The sequence below is a fragment of the Acaryochloris thomasi RCC1774 genome (genome assembly GCF_003231495.1).
Taxonomy (GTDB): domain Bacteria; phylum Cyanobacteriota; class Cyanobacteriia; order Thermosynechococcales; family Thermosynechococcaceae; genus RCC1774.
On record NZ_PQWO01000002.1, the window covers coordinates 1 to 18,072 of the forward strand.

17 protein-coding genes and 2 pseudogenes are annotated in these 18,072 nt (G+C 50.2%); 12 read left to right on the forward strand and 7 right to left on the reverse strand.

What is annotated here, in order from left to right; all coding sequences use genetic code 11:
• Positions 1-116: pseudogene (locus tag C1752_RS02920) on the forward strand (ISAs1-like element ISAcma12 family transposase); the annotation flags it as partial.
• 201 nt (positions 117-317) lie between these two features.
• On the opposite strand, the pseudogene C1752_RS02925 reads toward C1752_RS02920, so the two are convergent.
• Positions 318-470 (reverse strand): annotated as a pseudogene (locus C1752_RS02925) (AAA-like domain-containing protein); the annotation flags it as partial.
• On the opposite strand from C1752_RS02925, the gene C1752_RS30450 reads away from it, so the two are divergent.
• Positions 456-662, forward strand: coding sequence for a DUF29 family protein (locus C1752_RS30450; protein ID WP_110984569.1), 207 nt, complete (start codon positions 456-458; stop codon positions 660-662). The pseudogene C1752_RS02925 and the gene C1752_RS30450 sit on opposite strands and share 15 nt — an antisense overlap.
• A 4-nt stretch (positions 663-666) precedes the next feature.
• On the opposite strand, the gene C1752_RS02935 is transcribed toward C1752_RS30450, so the two are convergent.
• The gene (locus tag C1752_RS02935; protein WP_110985043.1) at positions 667-1,494 is read right to left on the reverse strand and encodes an ABC transporter permease; all 828 of its coding nucleotides are present in this window, start codon (positions 1,492-1,494) and stop codon (positions 667-669) included.
• A gap of 216 nt (positions 1,495-1,710) precedes the next feature.
• On the opposite strand from C1752_RS02935, the gene C1752_RS02940 reads away from it, so the two are divergent.
• Genes C1752_RS02940 through C1752_RS02950 form a run of 3 tightly spaced genes read left to right on the forward strand, consistent with a single transcriptional unit; the run spans position 1,711 to position 4,506 of the window.
• Positions 1,711-2,520: an ABC transporter ATP-binding protein gene (locus C1752_RS02940; RefSeq protein ID WP_110984570.1), complete on the forward strand. Its 810-nt coding sequence runs from the start codon at positions 1,711-1,713 to the stop codon at positions 2,518-2,520.
• 54 nt (positions 2,521-2,574) lie between these two features.
• On the forward strand, positions 2,575-3,588 hold the full coding sequence (locus tag C1752_RS02945) for a fatty acid desaturase family protein (protein WP_110984571.1): 1,014 nt from the start codon (positions 2,575-2,577) through the stop codon (positions 3,586-3,588).
• Positions 3,589-3,621: 33 nt separating this feature from the next.
• Complete coding sequence (locus C1752_RS02950) at positions 3,622-4,506, forward strand: DMT family transporter (RefSeq protein WP_158534998.1); 885 nt, start codon at positions 3,622-3,624, stop codon at positions 4,504-4,506.
• Between the two features lie 51 nt (positions 4,507-4,557).
• On the opposite strand, the gene C1752_RS02955 is transcribed toward C1752_RS02950, so the two are convergent.
• The gene (locus C1752_RS02955) at positions 4,558-5,229 is read right to left on the reverse strand and encodes a hypothetical protein (RefSeq protein WP_146242263.1); all 672 of its coding nucleotides are present in this window, start codon (positions 5,227-5,229) and stop codon (positions 4,558-4,560) included.
• A 358-nt stretch (positions 5,230-5,587) separates the two neighbouring features.
• On the opposite strand from C1752_RS02955, the gene C1752_RS02960 reads away from it, so the two are divergent.
• From C1752_RS02960 to C1752_RS02975, 4 genes are all read left to right on the forward strand, one after another.
• Complete coding sequence (locus C1752_RS02960; RefSeq protein ID WP_110984574.1) at positions 5,588-6,289, forward strand: TetR/AcrR family transcriptional regulator; 702 nt, start codon at positions 5,588-5,590, stop codon at positions 6,287-6,289.
• Positions 6,290-6,585: 296 nt separating this feature from the next.
• The gene (locus C1752_RS02965) at positions 6,586-7,254 is read left to right on the forward strand and encodes a Coq4 family protein (RefSeq protein ID WP_110984575.1); all 669 of its coding nucleotides are present in this window, start codon (positions 6,586-6,588) and stop codon (positions 7,252-7,254) included.
• A 70-nt stretch (positions 7,255-7,324) separates the two neighbouring features.
• Positions 7,325-7,990, forward strand: coding sequence for a Coq4 family protein (locus tag C1752_RS02970; protein WP_110984576.1), 666 nt, complete (start codon positions 7,325-7,327; stop codon positions 7,988-7,990).
• Between the two features lie 42 nt (positions 7,991-8,032).
• Entirely contained in the window at positions 8,033-8,767 is a 735-nt protein-coding gene (locus C1752_RS02975; RefSeq protein WP_110984577.1) for a SpoIIAA family protein, read from the forward strand.
• 54 nt (positions 8,768-8,821) lie between these two features.
• On the opposite strand, the gene nagA is transcribed toward C1752_RS02975, so the two are convergent.
• A complete protein-coding gene (gene nagA / locus C1752_RS02980) occupies positions 8,822-9,991 on the reverse strand; it encodes an N-acetylglucosamine-6-phosphate deacetylase (RefSeq protein WP_110984578.1) in 1,170 nt (389 codons plus the stop codon).
• Positions 9,992-10,003: 12 nt separating this feature from the next.
• The gene (locus C1752_RS02985) at positions 10,004-10,306 is read right to left on the reverse strand and encodes a hypothetical protein (protein WP_110984579.1); all 303 of its coding nucleotides are present in this window, start codon (positions 10,304-10,306) and stop codon (positions 10,004-10,006) included.
• A gap of 210 nt (positions 10,307-10,516) precedes the next feature.
• Here C1752_RS02985 and purE point away from each other — a divergent pair, with 210 nt between their 5' ends.
• Together purE and alr are read left to right on the forward strand one after the other, a co-directional pair.
• A complete protein-coding gene (gene purE, locus C1752_RS02990; protein WP_110984580.1) occupies positions 10,517-11,041 on the forward strand; it encodes a 5-(carboxyamino)imidazole ribonucleotide mutase in 525 nt (174 codons plus the stop codon).
• 36 nt (positions 11,042-11,077) lie between these two features.
• Positions 11,078-12,223: an alanine racemase gene (gene alr / locus C1752_RS02995; protein WP_110984581.1), complete on the forward strand. Its 1,146-nt coding sequence runs from the start codon at positions 11,078-11,080 to the stop codon at positions 12,221-12,223.
• A 50-nt stretch (positions 12,224-12,273) separates the two neighbouring features.
• Here the strand turns inward: alr and C1752_RS03000 are convergent, their stop codons facing one another.
• A complete protein-coding gene (locus tag C1752_RS03000) occupies positions 12,274-14,301 on the reverse strand; it encodes an acyltransferase family protein (RefSeq protein ID WP_110984582.1) in 2,028 nt (675 codons plus the stop codon).
• 406 nt (positions 14,302-14,707) lie between these two features.
• On the opposite strand from C1752_RS03000, the gene C1752_RS03005 reads away from it, so the two are divergent.
• Positions 14,708-15,652 carry an amino acid ABC transporter substrate-binding protein gene (locus C1752_RS03005; protein ID WP_110984583.1) on the forward strand — a complete coding sequence of 315 codons (945 nt, stop codon included), beginning with the start codon at positions 14,708-14,710 and terminating at the stop codon, positions 15,650-15,652.
• Between the two features lie 55 nt (positions 15,653-15,707).
• On the opposite strand, the gene C1752_RS03010 is transcribed toward C1752_RS03005, so the two are convergent.
• Positions 15,708-18,059, reverse strand: coding sequence for a helix-turn-helix domain-containing protein (locus tag C1752_RS03010; RefSeq protein WP_110984584.1), 2,352 nt, complete (start codon positions 18,057-18,059; stop codon positions 15,708-15,710).
• Between the last annotated feature and the right edge of the window lie 13 nt (positions 18,060-18,072).

Here is an 18,072-nt window from a genome sequence, read left to right on the forward strand (position 1 = left end):
CGTTGCTCAGAACAATTGTGATTAATCTGCTGAGATTGAATGGCTTCCAATCGCTCAAAGCCGCTATGACAAAGCTTGCTAATCGGGTTGATGTTATTTTTTCGCTGTTAACTTAAAACAACCCTGTGTCTTCTGGATTGCATCTAGGTTTATTCCCCTCTATATTATGGGGAGTAGACCAGCGCACAACGAGAATTTCCAATTCATTATTTGTATTATGAGTGTTGGTTGCTGTATGCCCTAGGATCTGTCGTGTTCACAGATCTTCAAGTCGATCGCAAAAGTACAGTTTATACAATGTACATCGCACCTCAACCTCATTCCCCTTCAGCCGCACTAATCCCAATAAACCCCTGCTCCGGTTTGATTCGTACCGGCTCTGACGCCTGCGCCACCGTTTTCATTGCGATCGCAAGTTCAGGATGCGCCTGCAAGTGCGACCACAAATCCCGTAGATGCTGGGCATAGTGCCCATCAGCATTAGAACTTCAGCCCTGAATATCCGCAAAGAGATCAAAAGCTATCCCTCATTGCGTCGTCATTGTATTGAAAGCCTTGAAGTGACCTATACGTATGCACAAGAACTCGTGTCACTTGAGTCTCAACTTGACCTCGAAGCCTTCCCTGTGCCATGTCCTGCTGTAAGCAGCAAAGAGATCTAAACCTCTAATAGCGACTACTTTCTGCCCAAGGTGTCAGCCAGTGAGATAAAAGCTTAAAGGAAAAATCCGTCAGCAGCCCAATCAGCCCAATCACCGCGATCGCAAATAAGACTTTATCCGTTTGCAAAAAACGCTGGGCCTGCACGACCCGAAACCCTAAGCCATTGTCCGCCGCAATGAGTTCAGAAATTACCAAAAAGTTCCAGGCACCGGCAACATTGACCCGCAGCGTATCGATAATCCCCGGCACGATGCCCGGTAGAATCACGCGAGAGAGTACATCAACACGATTGGCTCCCAAGGTATAAGCCACGCTAAACAGCTCATTGGGGATGAACTTCACCGTATCCGCCACCATAATCGCGTTGTAGAACACAATGCCCAAAAAGATAATTAAAATCCGGGCTAGCTCTCCCAAGCCTGCCCAGAGAATAATCAACGGTACAAAAGCAGCCACCGGCATATAGCGAACCGTGCCGACAATAGGACTAAAGAGTCTCTCCATGCTTTGAAATGTTCCCATCGCAATTCCCATCGGAACGCCAATGGCGGCAGCCAGTCCAAAACCCAGCAGGACTCGATAGCAGCTACTCCAAATATCGAAGAGCAGATTATCTTCAAACAGCATCGTTCTCCCAGCCTGCAGTACGGCGGTAGGCGTAGGTAAAAAGATGGATTCAACGATGCCGCCATAGCTGAGGGCAGACCAGATCGCCAACGGGAAGGCTAGAGCAAACACCACAAGGGCAACCCCTAACCCGTTGGGAAAAGGTTGACGAATACTCCAAAAGACCGAGGGACGCAGATAGCGCTTGGAGGAATTTGATGGCAGCACGTTGATGCTCCTGAGTGATTGTAAAGAAACTCTGACTCAAAAACCGATTATTCGCGGCCATGGAGCCTGACACTGTATAGAAACGAACATTTATGATGCCTCGCCCCGACTTTAATGAAGGTTGAGAAAAATAGCGATTGTTAGTGTCTGTCTCGCGGGCACCCGTTTTCTCGAAATTGCGGACTGCAGATTATTAGGAATGGTGGTTTCAGGATGCTTCTAAACGCAACCGATATTAGTCGGCCCCTAACCCCGCCCACCCCGATTGCCAAGCTACAGGTGCAGGGAATCACCAAAAGCTTTCGCCGCAGCCGAAAGCCTTTGACCGTCCTTGACGATGTCAATCTACACCTAAGCAAGAGTGAGTTTGTCTGCATCGCTGGAGCCTCAGGCTGCGGCAAGTCAACCTTGCTGAACATTATTGCGGGCCTACTGCCGCCCTGCGAAGGCCAGGTTTTAGTGGATGGTGAACCTGTCCCTGGCCCCGGTGCTGATCGGGGAATGGTGTTCCAGAGCTATACGCTCTATCCCTGGCTCACGGTGGCCAATAATGTCGCCTTTGGCCTCAAGCTCCGTCGTTTACCTAAAGCACAAATGCGGGAGCGCGTGGGGTACTTTCTCAATATTGTCGGCCTGAGTGCTTTTGCTAGTGCCTACCCCAAAGAGCTTTCTGGAGGGATGAAGCAGCGGGTTGCCATAGCACGTGCCCTGATCAACGGGCCAGAAGTCCTGCTGATGGATGAACCCTTTGGTGCCTTAGATGCCCAAACAAAGGAAAAAATGCAGCAGTTCATGCTGGAGCTATGGGAGAAAACCCGCACCTCGATCTTGATGATCACCCACGACCTTGAAGAGGCCATTTATTTGGCCCAGCGCGTCTACGTCATGAGTGCCCACCCCGGCAGGATCCAGCAGGAGATCAAGATTGATCTGCCTCCAGAGCGAGAACTCGATCTCAAGCTCAGCCCTAAATTTATCCAGACCAAGCGTGAGCTGATTGAGAGCTTGCGGGCCGTTGCCTAGCGTTTGATTTTTTCTGCAAGAGTGACCCTAAATTCGATCAAATAGAAGGTTGATATGACTGCCGCTGCCTTAGAGATCAAGCAATTTATACAGAGTAAAAATCGTCTGTGGAATGCGTTTGCGATCGCATATACAGGGTTAACCTACCTAGGCGGCATTGCTCTTTTTTTGCTGCCGCAGGTGGGACTGAACCTACTCGGCGTGGTCGTTTTGACCCATAGCCTGTTGGTTTCGGCCTACTTGGCCCATGAGTTGATGCACAGTAATTTGTTCGAGAGTCGAGCGCTCAATGTGGCCTGGGGCAACGTCATGTTGTGGATCAACGGAGCCATTTATACACCGTTTGATGAGCTGATGCGGCTGCACATTGCCCATCATGTTGATCGGGTTGATTTCTATCGGTTTGATCTAGAGACCTTTTTAAAGGATTTACCCACGCCTCTACGCCAGATTTTGCTAGGACTGGAGTGGCTCTATATTCCGTCCCTGGCTTTTTTGCTGCGCTTCCGGGTGATGCTGGCCCCCTTCTGGAACCCTGAACATAAGGAGGAGCGCCTACGCACGGCTTTGTTAATGTTGGTGCGGGGCAGTCTATTTGCCCTGCTGGGGTTTCTCTCTCCTAAAGCGTTGGGGCTTTACTTTCTTAGTTATGTCGGCATGATCACCGTCCTGCGGTTTATGGATGCCTTTCAGCACACCTATGAGGTTTTTGCCCTGGGTGAACCACTGCCGAAACGCGATCGCATCTACGAGCAGGCGAATACTTTCTCAAACGTGGTTTCCCTGCGTTATCCCTGGCTCAATCTATTGCTACTCAACTTTGGCTACCACAACGCCCATCATGAACTGATGAAATGCCCCTGGCACAGCCTGCCCGAACTGGACAAGACCCTATTCACAGGTGCAGAACCCCACTACATTCCCCTGGGGCGTCTGCTCGGAAACTATCATCGCTATCGTGTCTCACGTATTTTCTCCGGCCAAGGCAGCGCGATCAACGAAACGGGAGAGCCAACGCTGGATCGTTTCTATGGTGGAATTGAGGTCTCATTTCTGCTACCGTCTTAAAGCTCTTTCCCTGGCCTACGCTTGTCCTCTCCCTTGCCCCAATCTCAAAAATCGACGCTCTCTGGGATTGGATTTGCGATCGCAACCGCTCTTCTTTTTGGTTCTGGCACGCCCCTCTCCAAACTACTGCTAGATCAAACAGACCCCTGGATGCTGGCGGGCCTTCTATTTCTGGGGGGCGGCTGTGGCCTCCTGCCTATCGTCCTATTGCGGCACCCATTCCAGAAGCCAGACTATGTTCAATCCGGAGAGTGGCGCTGGGTTTGGAGTTCAACGCTGGCCGGAGGCATCGCGCCTATCCTGTTAATGGTCGGTCTAAGTACAGCATCGGCTTCATCGGTTGCGCTACTGCTGAATTTTGAAGCCGTGTTCACTGCCATTTTGGCCTGGACCGTTTTCCGAGAACGCTGGCAGTGGCCGGTCTTTCTGGGCATTATCCCGATCACGGTGGGGGGCATTCTGCTTTCTCAATCCACTGAGGCTAAAGGAGCCGGATGGAGCTGGGGGTCGCTAGCGGTGCTGGGTACCTGTCTCGCCTGGGCCATCGACAGCAATTTGACGTTCCGAGTGTCTCATCGTGACCCGTTTCAGATTGCCTTGATCAAGAATGGGGTTGCGGGGATAGTGAACGTTGCGATCGCATCCTTGATTGGCCAGCAATTTCCCGACGGGTCTACGCTCATCCAGATCGGTGGCGTCGGCTTTCTTTGCTACGGACTCACCTATTGCTGTTTTGTCCTCGCGCTTCGATGCATTGGTTCCTCACGCACAGCGGCTTTCTTTGCCCTTGCCCCTTTAGTCGGTTCTGCCATCGCCGTTGTTGTGTTGCATGAAACGGTGACAGCAGGAGTTGCGATCGCAGCCCTAATCATGACCGGGGGCGCACTGCTCTGTGCATGGGAGCCGCAAGCACGATGATTAGGGAAGCCAGCGATCTCATGGGTTAGAAAGTTATCGCTTTTTGTATGGCTAACGAAAATTACAGGCGATGCCAGACCACAAATGGGTAATGACACCCTTGGGCTGATTATTAGAAAGCAAGCCAAATAAGCTATCGGAGGCATTAAACTCTGTGCCTAAACTACTTTCGATCACGTCAACGCGATAGCTTGCTTCCAAATCAGTCAGCGTTTTGCCTAAGCCAATACCATCAACGGTTGTCAAATTGGCACTCTCCGCCTCTGGACGCACTGACCAACCCACAAACTGATTCTGCATGGCGTTCATGGTTAAGCCATTCGGCCAACTGATAAAACTCATGGGGCCAGCACCGCACTCATTCTCTTGTGCTATTTCTGTTGGCTGTCCTAGAGTCGCAGAAACAGCAGCTTGGGCAGTGGCCAGATCTGTATCGAAAGAAATGGATCGAGCTTTGCCAGACTGCTCTTCGATGACTAACAAGCCCTCTCCAGACAGGGCGAGAACTAAGTCTGCCGAGCCTTCTGCTGATGCCTCAACTGCGCCATCCGTGGCAGACTCCCTCTCGACAGATGTAGAGTCTGAACGTTCTAACGGCTGCTGAGATAGCTCTGGGATATCATTATCAGCACCTCCAGAGTTCTCATCACTACAGGCCATCATCGGCAACATGAGAAATAGATTCAAGGGCAAGAGCATCAAGAATCTGTTTGGTCTAGGCATAGTCCTTACAAGAGTAAGAGGTTGATCAGAAAGATATTGCAAATCTCATTCAATATGTAGCAGTTTATACGTCTGAGTGAGGACAACCTGACTTTATCGCGGTACACATATTGATTAGGGCATAAAAATGGCTGAGCCCCATCTGTGCTAAAGAAGGGCTGTTCTGACTCCGCCGGGTGCTGCTTGGCATAGTGTTCGGCCTTTGGGTGCCCTTATCAGCTATCTGGCGACAATACTAGCGACACGAGCATGCGCTTGCCCTGTGCCTGCAGCCAAAGAAATTGACGGTACAAAGAGACGCAGGCTAAACTGTGACCCTTCAGTCACATGACTGTTCGGTCACAGCTCTACGCAAGCCATGCCCACCCAAACCTTTTTCAATCTTCCGGACAACAAGCGTCAGAAATTCGTTGAGATTGCGATCTCAGAATTCGCGCGTCATGACTACAACAGTGCTTCGATTACCAAAATTGTGGCGACGGCAAAAATCGCTAAGGGCAGCGTCTATCAATATTTCAAGGACAAAAAGGGACTCTACCTGTATCTGATTGAGTTTGCTACCGAAGAGAAGCTGACCTTCTTGAAAAATACAGAGCAACCCGAATCAGCAAATTTTTTCGACTATCTGCGGTGGCTGTTCCACGCCAGCGTTCTCTTCGATTTTGAACACCCGACGCTGAGTCAGTTGGTCTATCGGGCTAGGTATGGCACGCTGCCGTTTCGAGATCAGGTGCTAGCGCAAACCAAGAAAGCCTCTAGTGGCTATATTGAGCAACTCGTCGAGCGCGGCATTGCCCAGGGCGATATTGACCGCGATATTGAACCGGATCTCGCAACCTACATGGTCAACACGCTGGCCAGTGAGATCGGAAGCCTGATTTTCGACCGTTTAGAGATCGATCCACATCGCCTGGCTGAAGAAGGCCCCCTGGCTGACATTGATATGAAGGTAATTGAACAGATTTTTGATGAGTTGCTTCAAGTTCTCGAGCGAGGGATGGGGCGCAAAACTAAGCCATCAATGAAGCAAGCAAAGGCCCCATCTTCAGCAAAAACCTGAGCGCTTCTGACCCAAAATTCCCTATAGCCTTTCAGCTCTTTTACGGCATGGGCTAGGTCTTTGGTATTCACCGGACTGATTGTCTAATGTTCAGTCTCTTCTTTGCCATGCGTGGTGACTTGATGGCCTTATCCCGCGTGGCGTCGCTGCTGGCTGAGGCCACTAAGCGCACGCGAATGCAATTAAGCATGAATTGGCAAACCTAGGTTCATTCGCTAGAATGTGACCAGCTGGTCACGTGGCTGAAGGGTCATGTCGCCATTTAGCGTTTTAAGTTTCACAAGGTAACGACCATCATGGTTAGCATTAAGCGCTTCATCAAATCAATCCGGGACTACTACGCTGAAGGTCAGGTCGGAGACATTGCATTTTTAAAAATCAAGCTCTTGGGCCTGAGCGCGACGCCTGAACTCTTGGCTCAACTGCAAGACTTGGCAGGCTACGCCCCTGAAATCGATCTCGACGCGCTCAGTCAGCTTCCTAAAGGAACGTTGGGGTACGAGTATGCTCAGCACATGCACAAGAACGGGATCCTCCCTCTTGTCATCAGCCCCGATTTGCAGATAGAAGCTCAGCAAGCCCCCTTTGCGCTGCGCTATACCACTACCCACGATATGTTCCACGTGCTGCTGGGGTTCGATACTAGCTATGCCGGTGAAGTTGGAGTGTTTGCTTTTATGGCTGCTCAAAACTACAGCTCGTTCATCAATGCAGCTCTCCCTATTATGAGTAAGATTTATCCGCTGATCTTTTGGGGGCAGAGACAGTCAATGATTGCCAATATCCAGGCAGGAAAGGCGTTGGGTGAACAGGCCAAATGCCTACTGGCTTACCGCATTGAAGATCACTGGGCACGCCCAATTGCCGATATTCGCTCTGAATTAGGGCTGGTTCTTGAAGGGAGCGACTTGGCTCAGGACATGCAAGACAATCTCTTATACAAAGCGGCAGAAAGTATTGCCTGACATCTCTTCTAATAGATGTTTTCAGCCTAACTGAAGCATCCAAGCTGTTCAAGCACTGAGGAAAACCGCAATGACCAGTATTAAGCGCTTCATCAAAGCCTATAAAGACTACTTAACGGAAGGAGAGACCGGAGACGCTGCACTCCTCGAAAGCCAGCTTTATGGATTCGGCACCCATCCTGATCTGCTGAAACAACTGCAGGGGTTAGCAGACTACTATCCCACGATTGATTTAGAGCAACTCCGTCAACTCCCCAAAGGCACTTTAGGGCATGAATATGCCCAGCACATGCAGGACAACGGAATTCAACCGTTAGAAGTCAGTGATGATCTGAAAGAAGAAGCCAAGCGTCATCCTTTCGCGCTGCGCTACACCGTCACCCACGATATCTTTCACATTTTGCTAGGGTTTGATACCAGCTATTCTGGTGAAGCTGGCGTATTCGGGTTTACCGTGGGGCAGAACTATACAAAAACGCTGAATCTAACCTATCCTCTCATTAAGCTAATTCTCGTACTCATTAAGCCGTGGCAAGCGCAGGACATCTTGGCCAGCGCCCGCAGAGGTAAAAAACTGGGTGAGCAGGCGGACTGCTTGTTGGCCTATCCGTTTGAAGAAAACTGGACACGCTCCATTACCGATATCCGAGCTGAGTTAGGGTTAGTTTCAGGAGGCAAACCGTCAAAGCGATCGGCAAGGGAAATTGCGAATGTTCTGCCTAGCGCCGCAGCTTGATGCCCTAGCCTGAGGCCGTATCACCCAACCAAGGAGACTTCCATGCTTGAGTACCGCAATAACCCCACAGACAATATTGTTGAAATCATCGTTGAAGGCCAGCTGACGGAGGCAGACCTTGACCAGATTATCGCTCAGCTCAAGATTGACCTTGATAAGCACGGCAAGCTCAGGCTACTGGAAGAAATTCGCAGCTTTGAAGGCATCGACCCGATCGCACTCTGGAAAGATGCTCAGTTTGGGTTGACCCACGTGGATGACTTTACCCATGCGGCGGTGGTTGCCGAGGCTGAATGGGTACGGACCATTTCTGCGGCAGCAGACAACATTTTATCGGCTCAGGTAAAAGCCTTCGAACCCTCTCAAATTGAGGCCGCCCGGACCTGGCTGCAGATGGCGCCGGAGTTAGATCAGCTATCGGGCATGGAGTACAGGAGCAACGCTGAAAATAACGTTATCGAGATTATTGTCGAGGGCAAGATTACGGTGGCAGACTTTGATCGAATTGTGCCTTTGATCAAGACTGACTTGGCGAAGCATGGCAAGGTGAAAGTCCTAGAAGAAATCCGCAGCTTTGAGGGCATGGACCCGATGGCGCTGTGGCAAGATTTGCAGCAGGCCTACATGGTCAAAGACATCACCCATATCGCATTGGTGGCCGATGCCCAGTGGATGCGGACCATTGCGGAAGCCGTGAGCGCGATTTTCCCGGCTGAGATTAAGGCGTTTGAGCGATCGCAAATAGAAGCCGCGCGGACGTGGCTCGCAAATGCCTGATTAGAGAGGCGCAATGGTTCGTAGTTGTCAGATTAGAGTCGCCCAGCTGGCGCTCTACTCTCTTGATCTCGAAGCATCAGCAAGCAATCTCTTCCAGCTCAGGTCACCCGTTTTGGGATTTTGATGCCAGCGCAATAGGGCCGATGCAGGTTGCCCTAGTCCAATACCTGGTAGTCCGATGGCTTTGCGGGGGGCTTCCGTGGCTAAAGCAATCGCCTGTTCCACAGAGCAAATGCGCCAGCGGACGAGGTTCTGGACACCCTGCAGTAGCGATAGTGTTGTCCCCGAGAGGGTCCCATCCGGCAGACGAGCGGTCCCATTCTTCACTTCGATCTGCCGCGTATCCCAGGGATAAACGCCATCCGGGAGGCCCAGGGGAGAAAGAGCGTCACTGACTAGGAATAGTCTCTCAGGACTGGCCTGCAGTAAAAGCTTCAGCATTAACGGATCAATATGCTGGCCGTCGGCAATAAACCCGCACCAGACCTTTGGCTTCACTAGAGCTGCCGCTAACAGCCCTGGCTGGCGATGGTGGAGGCTGGGCATCGCGTTAAAGGCGTGGGTGACCATTGTGGCTCCCTTGTGAAACGCAGCCTCTGCCTGCTCTGCTGTTGCTTGAGAATGACCTAGGCTGACGATGATATTGCGATCGCAAAGATATGAAATCGCATCTCCCTCTACATCTAACTCGGGCGCTAACGTCATCACCTTAACGACATCTGCGTGTGGACCCAGCACCTGCTGCAGATCAGAGATTGTTAACGGCCGCAAATATTCTGCGGGATGAGCCCCTCTCTTTTCAAAATTGAGGCAGGGACCTTCGAGGTGGACCCCAAGAATTTTAGCCGTGGGCTGTGTGGATGAAGATGGGCCATGATTCACCACTGCCAGCGCTCGATGAATCTTTTCGACAGCGGTGGTCACAACGGTCGGCAAATAGCCATCGACACCCTGCCGCCAAAGCAATTGTCCAATTTCTTGAAGCTTCGGCTGATCGGCCTCTGTGAGATCAGGGAAGGCTAAACCCAAGGCACCATTGATTTGCAAATCAACGCCGCCCAAAGACAACCAGTCTTCTTCAAGATCAAGGTGGCTAAGGGCTAGGGGAGACTCAATACCAGTCAGCGGGTGGATGGCCTGAATAAGATTTTGCTGATCAACCCAAACCTGCTGCAGTCCTTGACAACCCGGAACCTGCGCTCGGTCAATACAAAGCTTCAGCATTGGTCGTTGATGCTAACTAGTTTGAACCGCTCCTGACGGGGGTGTTGAGTCCGCTGAGGCACCGCTGGCCTTCGTTTCTTCAACCGGTGATAGTTGAATGTGGTTTAACAGGGTGGTGACGAAGGCAAAGAGCAGGAAGGGTAGCGAAAGCACCAGGATCAATCCCCCGGTCAGAAAGGCGTAGACTGGATTTTGGTACATGGCGACGGAGGTTGCTAAGCTCAGGAAGATCACGATTAGCCAAATGATCACCTGCGCGTAGATATCGCCAAAGGTGAGGGTGCAACGAAATTGATACCCTTGTAACGGATTCATTGGAGAGTCCTCAAAAAGAATTAAAATCTTTCAATATCAGCTATGAAAGCATCTGCTGCTGCGTTCTAGCAAAAACTAAAGATCAATGAAGATTTGTTTGTCTAAATTTTAAACAAAATTCCAAGAAAACTTGATGCTTTTACATAAAACGATAGGTCTTGCTCCTGGATGGCTGAGTCTGTGGAGCTGTAGTGCAAGGATAGTGAGTGTATGAGTCAACCCGAAGTTGCCGTGATTATGGGGAGTGACTCCGACCTGCCCACCATGCAGGATGCGATCGCAACCCTAACAGCCTTTGACCTCCCCTGCCACGTTGAAATCATCTCCGCCCACCGCACCCCGGAACGGATGGTGGACTTCGCCAAGACCGCTCACCAGAACAACATTAAAGTCATTATTGCCGGGGCCGGTGGCGCGGCTCATCTGCCGGGGATGGTGGCCGCTCTCTCTCCTCTGCCGGTGATTGGGGTGCCGATCAAAAGCCGCGCCCTACAGGGAATCGATTCGCTATACTCTATCGTCCAAATGCCCGGTGGGATTCCGGTGGCGACGGTTGCGATTGGCAATGCTAAGAATGCGGGACTACTGGCCGTTCAGATTTTGGCCGCTCAGCGTCCTGATTTGTTAGATAAAGTGATGGAATATCGCCAAAATCTAGCAAATTCGGTTCATACTAAGCAAGAGCAGTTAGCTGAGCTAGGTTACGAGAAATATCTCGCAGCGCAGACTTGTTAGCCTTCATTAAGGTCGTTGCTTGAGACTGAGGGACCTATGCCAACACAGCCAATCGGATCTCTATTCTGTGAGCGCGCCTGGATCACAATTGATTTAGATGCATTGGCTCACAACGCTCGGCAGCTCAAAAAGAGCCTGCTGCCGCAGACAGAACTGATGGCGGTGGTCAAGGCTGACGGCTATGGGCATGGGGCCGCAACGGTGGCCCGCACGGTGCTTGAGCAAGGCGTGACGTGGCTGGCGGTCGCCACAATCCTCGAAGGGAAAGAGCTGCGTCAGGCTGGAATTACCGCGCCAATTTTGCTGCTGGGAGCGGTGCAGGCCCCGCAGGAGGTGGATGCGATCGCATCCTGGCAGCTTCAGCCCACGCTGTGCAGTCCGAAGCAAGCGCTGGCGGTGTCTCAATATGCCAAGCAGCCCACTTCCGTACACATCAATATCGACACCGGTATGTCTCGGCTCGGGCCGCTGTGGCAGCAGGGGGCCGCTTTTATTGAGTTTGTGGCAACGCTGCCTAACCTGCAGATCGCCAGCATTTACTCTCACTTTGCAACCGCAGATGATGCCGATTCCAGCTTCATGGAAACGCAGCAAAGCCGTTTTCAGACGCTCACGCAGCAGATTCAAACGGCAGGTATTCTTCAGCCTAAGCTACATTTGGCGAATTCCGCAGGGACACTCAGCGGCCCGCAATACCATTACGATCTGGTGCGGGTTGGCTTAGCGCTCTATGGTTTATACCCCGAGGCAAAATTCCGGCAAGAGATTCACCTGCAGCCGGTCATGCAGCTCAAGGCCAGGGTGACACAGATCAAGACCCTGCTGGCAGGTACTGGCGTTAGCTACGGTCATACCTACGTGACGCCCCAAAAAATGAAGGTGGCCGTCGTGGGGATTGGCTATGCAGATGGGGTGCCTCGACCGTTATCGAATCGAATTACGGCCCTGATTCGGGGGCAGCGGGTGCAGCAAATTGGCTCGATCACAATGGATCAGTTGATGATCGATGTCAGTCAGGTTCCGAATGTGGGTATTGGTGATGTAGTAACGCTGCTGGGGCAAGACGGCGAAGCAAAAATTCCAGTGGAGACTTGGGCCGATCTGTTAGGAACGATTTCCTATGAAATTGTCTGTGGTTTTAAGCCTCGCCTGCCCCGAGTGAGCGTTATGAAGACGCTCTGATCGCAAAGAAATTAAGCAGAATTCTCAAGTTTGCTCTCAGCCACGCCAGTCTACGATCTCTGGCTTGGTAACCAGATTTTTTCTAAAACCGATAGGAATGAAGGATAAAGCGCACGACTCCCATATGAACTCAGGTGGTCCCCATCATAAAATAGAGGTTGATTCCCATCAAATGCGGAGCACTCGTCAGCTTTACACAGGATAGGGAATGGATCCCAGATAAAGACATTACTGGAATGACTCGCTAACTTGTTCAACTTATCCATCACTGGCTTTCTATAGCCTAAAAGAAAGTCACGCTCAGTCGTAAATGCAGAAGAACAAACTGGATTTGATGCATTAAACCAGTCAGAGCAACGAAATGGAGGAGAGGAGAACACTGGCTTGGGCGCATCAATGACAACAGTCATTGAGAGGTCACTAAATTTTTTGACAATCTCTTTGGCTTCAGTCAGGGCTGTTTCTCGATCACTGATAGCTTTTTTTTCTGACTGCTCAGCCATCACATCCTCGATGGGTAAAGGACCATGAAAGTTACTCCCAATGCGATCAATTTTCAGGGCGGCTAGAAACAAAATATCGCCAGGCGAAGCTAGTGTCTCGATTGTAGAGAGAGCGTCTTCAATATGCAGTGAGCAGGAGCGCTCCCCAGACAAAGCAGGTTTTCTTAAACTAAAACCGCACCCCCCCTTTTGATAAATATGAACATCAACACCCTGATCCTTCGACAACTGCCGAAGCATAGGCCGGTAGGCTCCGGCATGTGAATCTCCAAGCACAAACAGCTTGCGATTATTAAAGCCTTTATCTTCATTGTTTATCTGACCCGTATAGGACGAGTAAGGATTCCATACGTCTTGGTTCTGGGATACTACACTAAAACTTAAATATTTTTGACCTCGAAAGGCCAGTCTAGTGAATCCATAGGATAGAGCGACTGTCACAATCCCTGCGACAACCATTTTCCAGTTCGGTAAGCTAGCCGCGTATTTGTTTTTTCTAGCAGGTATTTCAACATAGTAATAAGAAATATTGGCTAACAAAAATGTCAAGACAGTAGCGCTGGCTATTGTAATAGCAGACTCAAAGCCAACCGTCCATCTAAAAAATACGAAGATAGGCCAATGCCATAGATATAGAGAATATGATTTTTTCCCGATGTCTACCATTCGCCCGTCTTCAAGCAGTCTTTGTATAATCGGTTTTTGGCAAACACCATCAAGGATGCCGGAAATCAAAAATAGTGTTCCAAGAACAGATGGGAGTGCCCATGGGAAAGGGAACAGTGTTGAATCAGAGAAGAAGAATGCACCTCCAGCTAGAGCAATCCCGATCAGCAAGCATAAATTCTTGGCTTTGCTTGACTGAGGAATAAGTATATTCCTTGAATGCAAATCAAATAGCAAAGCACCACAGGATAATTCCCAAAAACGACTAGGAAGTAAATAGAACGCATTGTCTGGTGAAGCTGATGTCTCATAAGCTGAATAAGCTAGAGATATGCCTAACAGAGCTGGTAACAGAAAATTAACGATGACTCCAAAAATATCGCTTCTTTTCTTGTGCTTTGCCCAAACAAAAAATAGCAGCGGGAAAATGACGTAAAACTGTTCCTCAATGCCTAAGCTCCAAGTATGAGAAAATGGGTTCAGTTCAGTTCCAGGTGAGAAATATGCGTTGCTATTCCATGCAAGAGAGAAATTACTGATACCCAAAAAGGCTGAAAGCGCAACGTTTGTGTTTGCCCTCGCTATTGGTGATGCTGGGACGAACAATATAGAAAAAATGCTAACTAAAACAAGGCATACAAGTAACGGAGGGAAAATTCTTTTTACCCTCCTTGAATAAAAGCTAACAATAAAGTCTGAAAAGTTCAGCGTAGAGTGTCTGATTAAAGAGCCACAAACGACATATCCTGAGATGACGAAAAATATATCCACTCCAGAAAATCCACCTGGCAGGTATGCAGGAGAAATATGAAAGATAATCACTGCCAAGACGGCTAAGGCTCTTAATCCATCGATTCCTCTGATATAGGTGGTTTTTTTGCTAGCACTATTCTTGACTGAATGGTTCATTCACAATGTTCCTTCTAAGTGCGTAAGACACTCACTTTTTTCTGAACTATCAATTAGCGCTTTGCCAATCTTGATAAATATGGATGCTGGATTAAGCTAGTATCTAACAGAAATAGTTCAAATTTCAACACGCTAAAATCGAGAAAATATTTAGTGATAGTTGGCAGATAGCTTTACCCATATGGGCATATCTTCGCTAGGAATACTGTGGCGTCAAGGAGCGGCTTTAATTGAGTTTGCAGAACAAAAAGCTATCTTATTCGCAAATCCCTAGGGGATCTTCTCTCTTCGTGACAGCAGATGATCCAGATGCAAGCCTTGGTTTTTTATCGAAATACAGCAAGGATGCAACAGTGCCGTAATATATGCCAGTAAGCCCTTTCAAGCCTTTATTTGGCACTGCGTTATGAAACTCTCGTTAGCGACCCTGATTTTTGCCCCCCGACATCAACTGTTGCAAGTCTTTGCGATCGCAACCACAACCCTTCTCGGCACTCTCATGGTTCCCCAGCTTGCCTCTGCCGAAAGTATTCTTGAAAAAGTGAACCGGACCGGCACTTTAACCGCAGGAACCAATGCAGACGCCTTGCCCTTTGCCTTTGCCGATGACCAAGGTGAACTGCAGGGATACTCCATCGACATGCTGAAGCAGATTCAAGCCCAGTTAACCAAGGAGTTGGGTAAAGACATTGAGCTGCAGCTTACGGCCCTGACGCCCGAGCAACGGATTCCGAAGCTAGTGGCGGGTGAAGTGGATATCGTTTGCGATGCCAGTAGCTACACCTGGAAGCGAGAAGAGCAAATTGACTTTTCCGTGAGCTATGGCTTCACCGGTACCCGCCTCCTGACCAAAAGAGGGAGTGAACCGCTGGTGCCTGAAGCCTTTGCCAACAAGCGCATTGCTGCCGTTGCTGGCACCACCAATGAAATCGCAATTCGCCGCACTCAGCCCGAAGCTCAAATTGTGGTCGTAGACAGCCATGACCAGGGGTATGAGGCTTTGAAGCAGGACACCGTTGACGCCTTCGCCGCCGATGGTATTTTGCTAGAGGGCTGGCTACAAACAACGGATAACCGTGACAGTTATGGGGTTGTGGGTTATTTCTCTAGAGAAGGCATTGCCTGTATGGTGCCGGAGAATAATTCTAAGTTTGTCGATCAGGTGAACTATTCGCTCGTGCGGTTCATGGGGGGATATCTAGAGGGTAAAGAACCCTATGTCGCTATCTTTGACCGCTGGTTTGGACCGCAGGCCAATGTTCCCTTATCCAAGGATTTACGAGCTTTAGTGTTAGAAACTATGCAGCTTGTGATTGACTTCAAGCAAGCCGTTCCTGAAAGCGACCTTTAGTAATCTGACGGGAGCGAAGAACGTTCTTCCTCGATCGCTTGCGAATAGCCGACGGCTAGAGCCGCGCTTGCTGGGTTACCTTCGCCACTTGCTGGGGGGCGTTCATCTGCGTAAATAACTTGATGGCCTGATCAAAGCTGTCTTGACTTTGATCAGCACGCTGTTGCAGTTGATGGGTGACCCCAAGCTGGAACCAAGCTTCAGCGAGATCGCACTGGGCGCCGATGGTTTGCAAAAGCTCTAAAGCCTGCTGTTGTTGCCTTAGTGCCGCCGTTAGCTCTCCCTGCCTACGATTAATATCTGCGAGGCCGATGAGCGTTTTGGCCTGTATCTGAGTGTAGCTACTAGATTCTACATGGGTTAGCACTTGCTTAAAGATGAGTCTAGCTTGCTCAAAGCATTCCACATTCACGTAGGTCTGACCCAAGATTTGCATGAAGTAGGCTGAACGCCCTGTAGCTTGAGACATTTGACGGTAGGCAGTGTCAGCCAGCGATTTCGCCTCTTGCAACTGACCCTGGTAGGATTTTGCCAGTGCTAGACATAAAGATGCTTTTTCGGCCCAGCGATGGTGATCGGTATGGGTTGCCGCTAGCGCAGTTCCTTCTGCGGAGGCGGGCCGATCGTAGACCATTGCAACCAGTGCTTCAAACCAACCCGCCGCTGTTTCTAGCTCCCACAGATCAATGTGATAAAGTCCCAGACTGAGCAGTGCATCTACCTCCAGCATTCTCAGGTAATAACGCTGATGGGATGTGAGCGACTCCGCAGCTTGATATTGTTGAATTGCCTGTTCTCTCGCCTGCTTTTGGCAATCAATCGCCGCGTGAATCTTACCTGCTGTCCAGTAGAAATCACCGAGGATATTGTACAGCTCACTAAAGCTAGAATCAGAGCCAATACGCTCTAGAATTACGGGAATTTCAGTGAGCAAAGATTGGTGTAGCCCGAACCGATACAGCGTACTGCCCAAAGACAGATACTGATTCCATTGATTCGTGCGGCTGTTGAGAATCACCTGTGCGGCTGCGGCATAGTCGTCAATCGCGACGTAGTGGTAGTAAGCCTCTAGGGCTTGCAAAGCGTCCTGCGGTTGGGTAATTGTATCCACGCTATCAGTCCAGTAGGCTGCCGCCGCTTGGTTTGTGGCTTGCCATTGATCGCTGTTTCTCAGTCGGGCAATGGCCTCAGCTCGCAGGACTGGATGGAGCCAATATTGTCCTTTGTGATAGTCTGCCAGCGAGCGATTACGGAGAGAAACCATCGCTTGCCGACGATTAGCCTCAGGAACATCCCACAAAAGCGTCGTTAGGGCTGCTGTTGGCACAGTGGCTGGATTCTGATAGCGATAGCACCCCAAACGACAAAACAAGCGATAGGACTCAGGGGCCTGATGCTGCAGTCGGTTGACTTGGTTGGCGACCAGGTTTTTGAGGTCAGCAGCCACCAATAAATCATTCCGATGGTCTCGCCAGTAGGATTTGAGGTCGCCGTCATAGTCTTCTGAGATGGTGCCGCGCAGGACTCGCATGGCTTTGGCGTTGCCGCCGTAGGCGTGGTGCATTTCCTGGAGACTGGCCGTCTCAATTTCAAGCTCACCCATCTCGAAGAACTGTTGCCAAGCCAGATAGCTGAGTCCCGGTAGGCGATAGTGGGTGACGTTGAGGCTGGCTTCAGAGATGCGATCGCAACTCGTCATCAAAATAACCGTCTGCCCCTGGCCTTCTGTGAGGACTCGCAGCAGCTCTACGTAATGGCGGTGAGGTTCAATAAAGCGTCCCTGATGATCTAAAGCAGGTTCTAGATTATCGACCAACACTCCCACCCGCCGCTGCCGCAGATGTCGCCGCAGTCGCCCCAGCGAAATGCCAAGCTCTAGTCCCGGCTCATCATTAAAATCTCGCTGCAGCCATTCTTCAACCACCCGTTCAGCCGAAGTAATGTTGGTCGTTTCCTTGGCCATCAAAAGCTCCAGCACCAGATCGAATCCCTGACTATGGAGATATTTCTGAGCCAGGGCCGTTTTGCCAACGCCCCCTTCTCCCTGCAGAACGATAGCTTTTTGCCCTTTTCCTACCAGAGAATTGAGGCATTCGATGGCTTCGACTCGCCCCACCAATCCCCTGAGCGTTGGACGCTCTACGCTAGGTTTGAAATCTACAGGGATATGGCGGGGCAAAATAATGCCCAAGTTTTTCTTGGTGACTTTTTCACCCAGTAGCTCAGACAGCAGCTTCCATAGAGCAGAGCCGACATCTTTGGCGTGGCCTTCAGTGCAACCGTAGGCATCGGCAATCTCAAGATAGGTCTGGTCGCAGCGCTCTAGGATTAGGAGTTGCAGCTCAGAGATGCGATCGCCTGTCTTGCGGAAAACTAAATCGTCCAGCCAAGCCGTATTTGCAATCATGACTCACCCAGAG

Excerpts from the sequence above, each read along its gene's own strand:
- C1752_RS03010 (WP_110984584.1), bottom strand. The coding sequence starts at position 18,059 with ATGATTGCAAATACGGCTTGGCTGGACGATTTAGTTTTCCGCAAGACA.
- C1752_RS02965 (WP_110984575.1), top strand. The coding sequence starts at position 6,586 with ATGGTTAGCATTAAGCGCTTCATCAAATCAATCCGGGACTACTACGCT.
- C1752_RS03000 (WP_110984582.1), bottom strand. The coding sequence starts at position 14,301 with ATGAACCATTCAGTCAAGAATAGTGCTAGCAAAAAAACCACCTATATC.
- C1752_RS02945 (WP_110984571.1), top strand. The coding sequence starts at position 2,575 with ATGACTGCCGCTGCCTTAGAGATCAAGCAATTTATACAGAGTAAAAAT.
- C1752_RS02970 (WP_110984576.1), top strand. The coding sequence starts at position 7,325 with ATGACCAGTATTAAGCGCTTCATCAAAGCCTATAAAGACTACTTAACG.
- C1752_RS02940 (WP_110984570.1), top strand. The coding sequence starts at position 1,711 with ATGCTTCTAAACGCAACCGATATTAGTCGGCCCCTAACCCCGCCCACC.
- C1752_RS02960 (WP_110984574.1), top strand. The coding sequence starts at position 5,588 with ATGCCCACCCAAACCTTTTTCAATCTTCCGGACAACAAGCGTCAGAAA.
- C1752_RS02955 (WP_146242263.1), bottom strand. The coding sequence starts at position 5,229 with ATGCCTAGACCAAACAGATTCTTGATGCTCTTGCCCTTGAATCTATTT.
- C1752_RS30450 (WP_110984569.1), top strand. The coding sequence starts at position 456 with ATGCTGGGCATAGTGCCCATCAGCATTAGAACTTCAGCCCTGAATATC.
- C1752_RS02985 (WP_110984579.1), bottom strand. The coding sequence starts at position 10,306 with ATGAATCCGTTACAAGGGTATCAATTTCGTTGCACCCTCACCTTTGGC.
- nagA (WP_110984578.1), bottom strand. The coding sequence starts at position 9,991 with ATGCTGAAGCTTTGTATTGACCGAGCGCAGGTTCCGGGTTGTCAAGGA.
- purE (WP_110984580.1), top strand. The coding sequence starts at position 10,517 with ATGAGTCAACCCGAAGTTGCCGTGATTATGGGGAGTGACTCCGACCTG.
- C1752_RS03005 (WP_110984583.1), top strand. The coding sequence starts at position 14,708 with ATGAAACTCTCGTTAGCGACCCTGATTTTTGCCCCCCGACATCAACTG.
- C1752_RS02975 (WP_110984577.1), top strand. The coding sequence starts at position 8,033 with ATGCTTGAGTACCGCAATAACCCCACAGACAATATTGTTGAAATCATC.
- alr (WP_110984581.1), top strand. The coding sequence starts at position 11,078 with ATGCCAACACAGCCAATCGGATCTCTATTCTGTGAGCGCGCCTGGATC.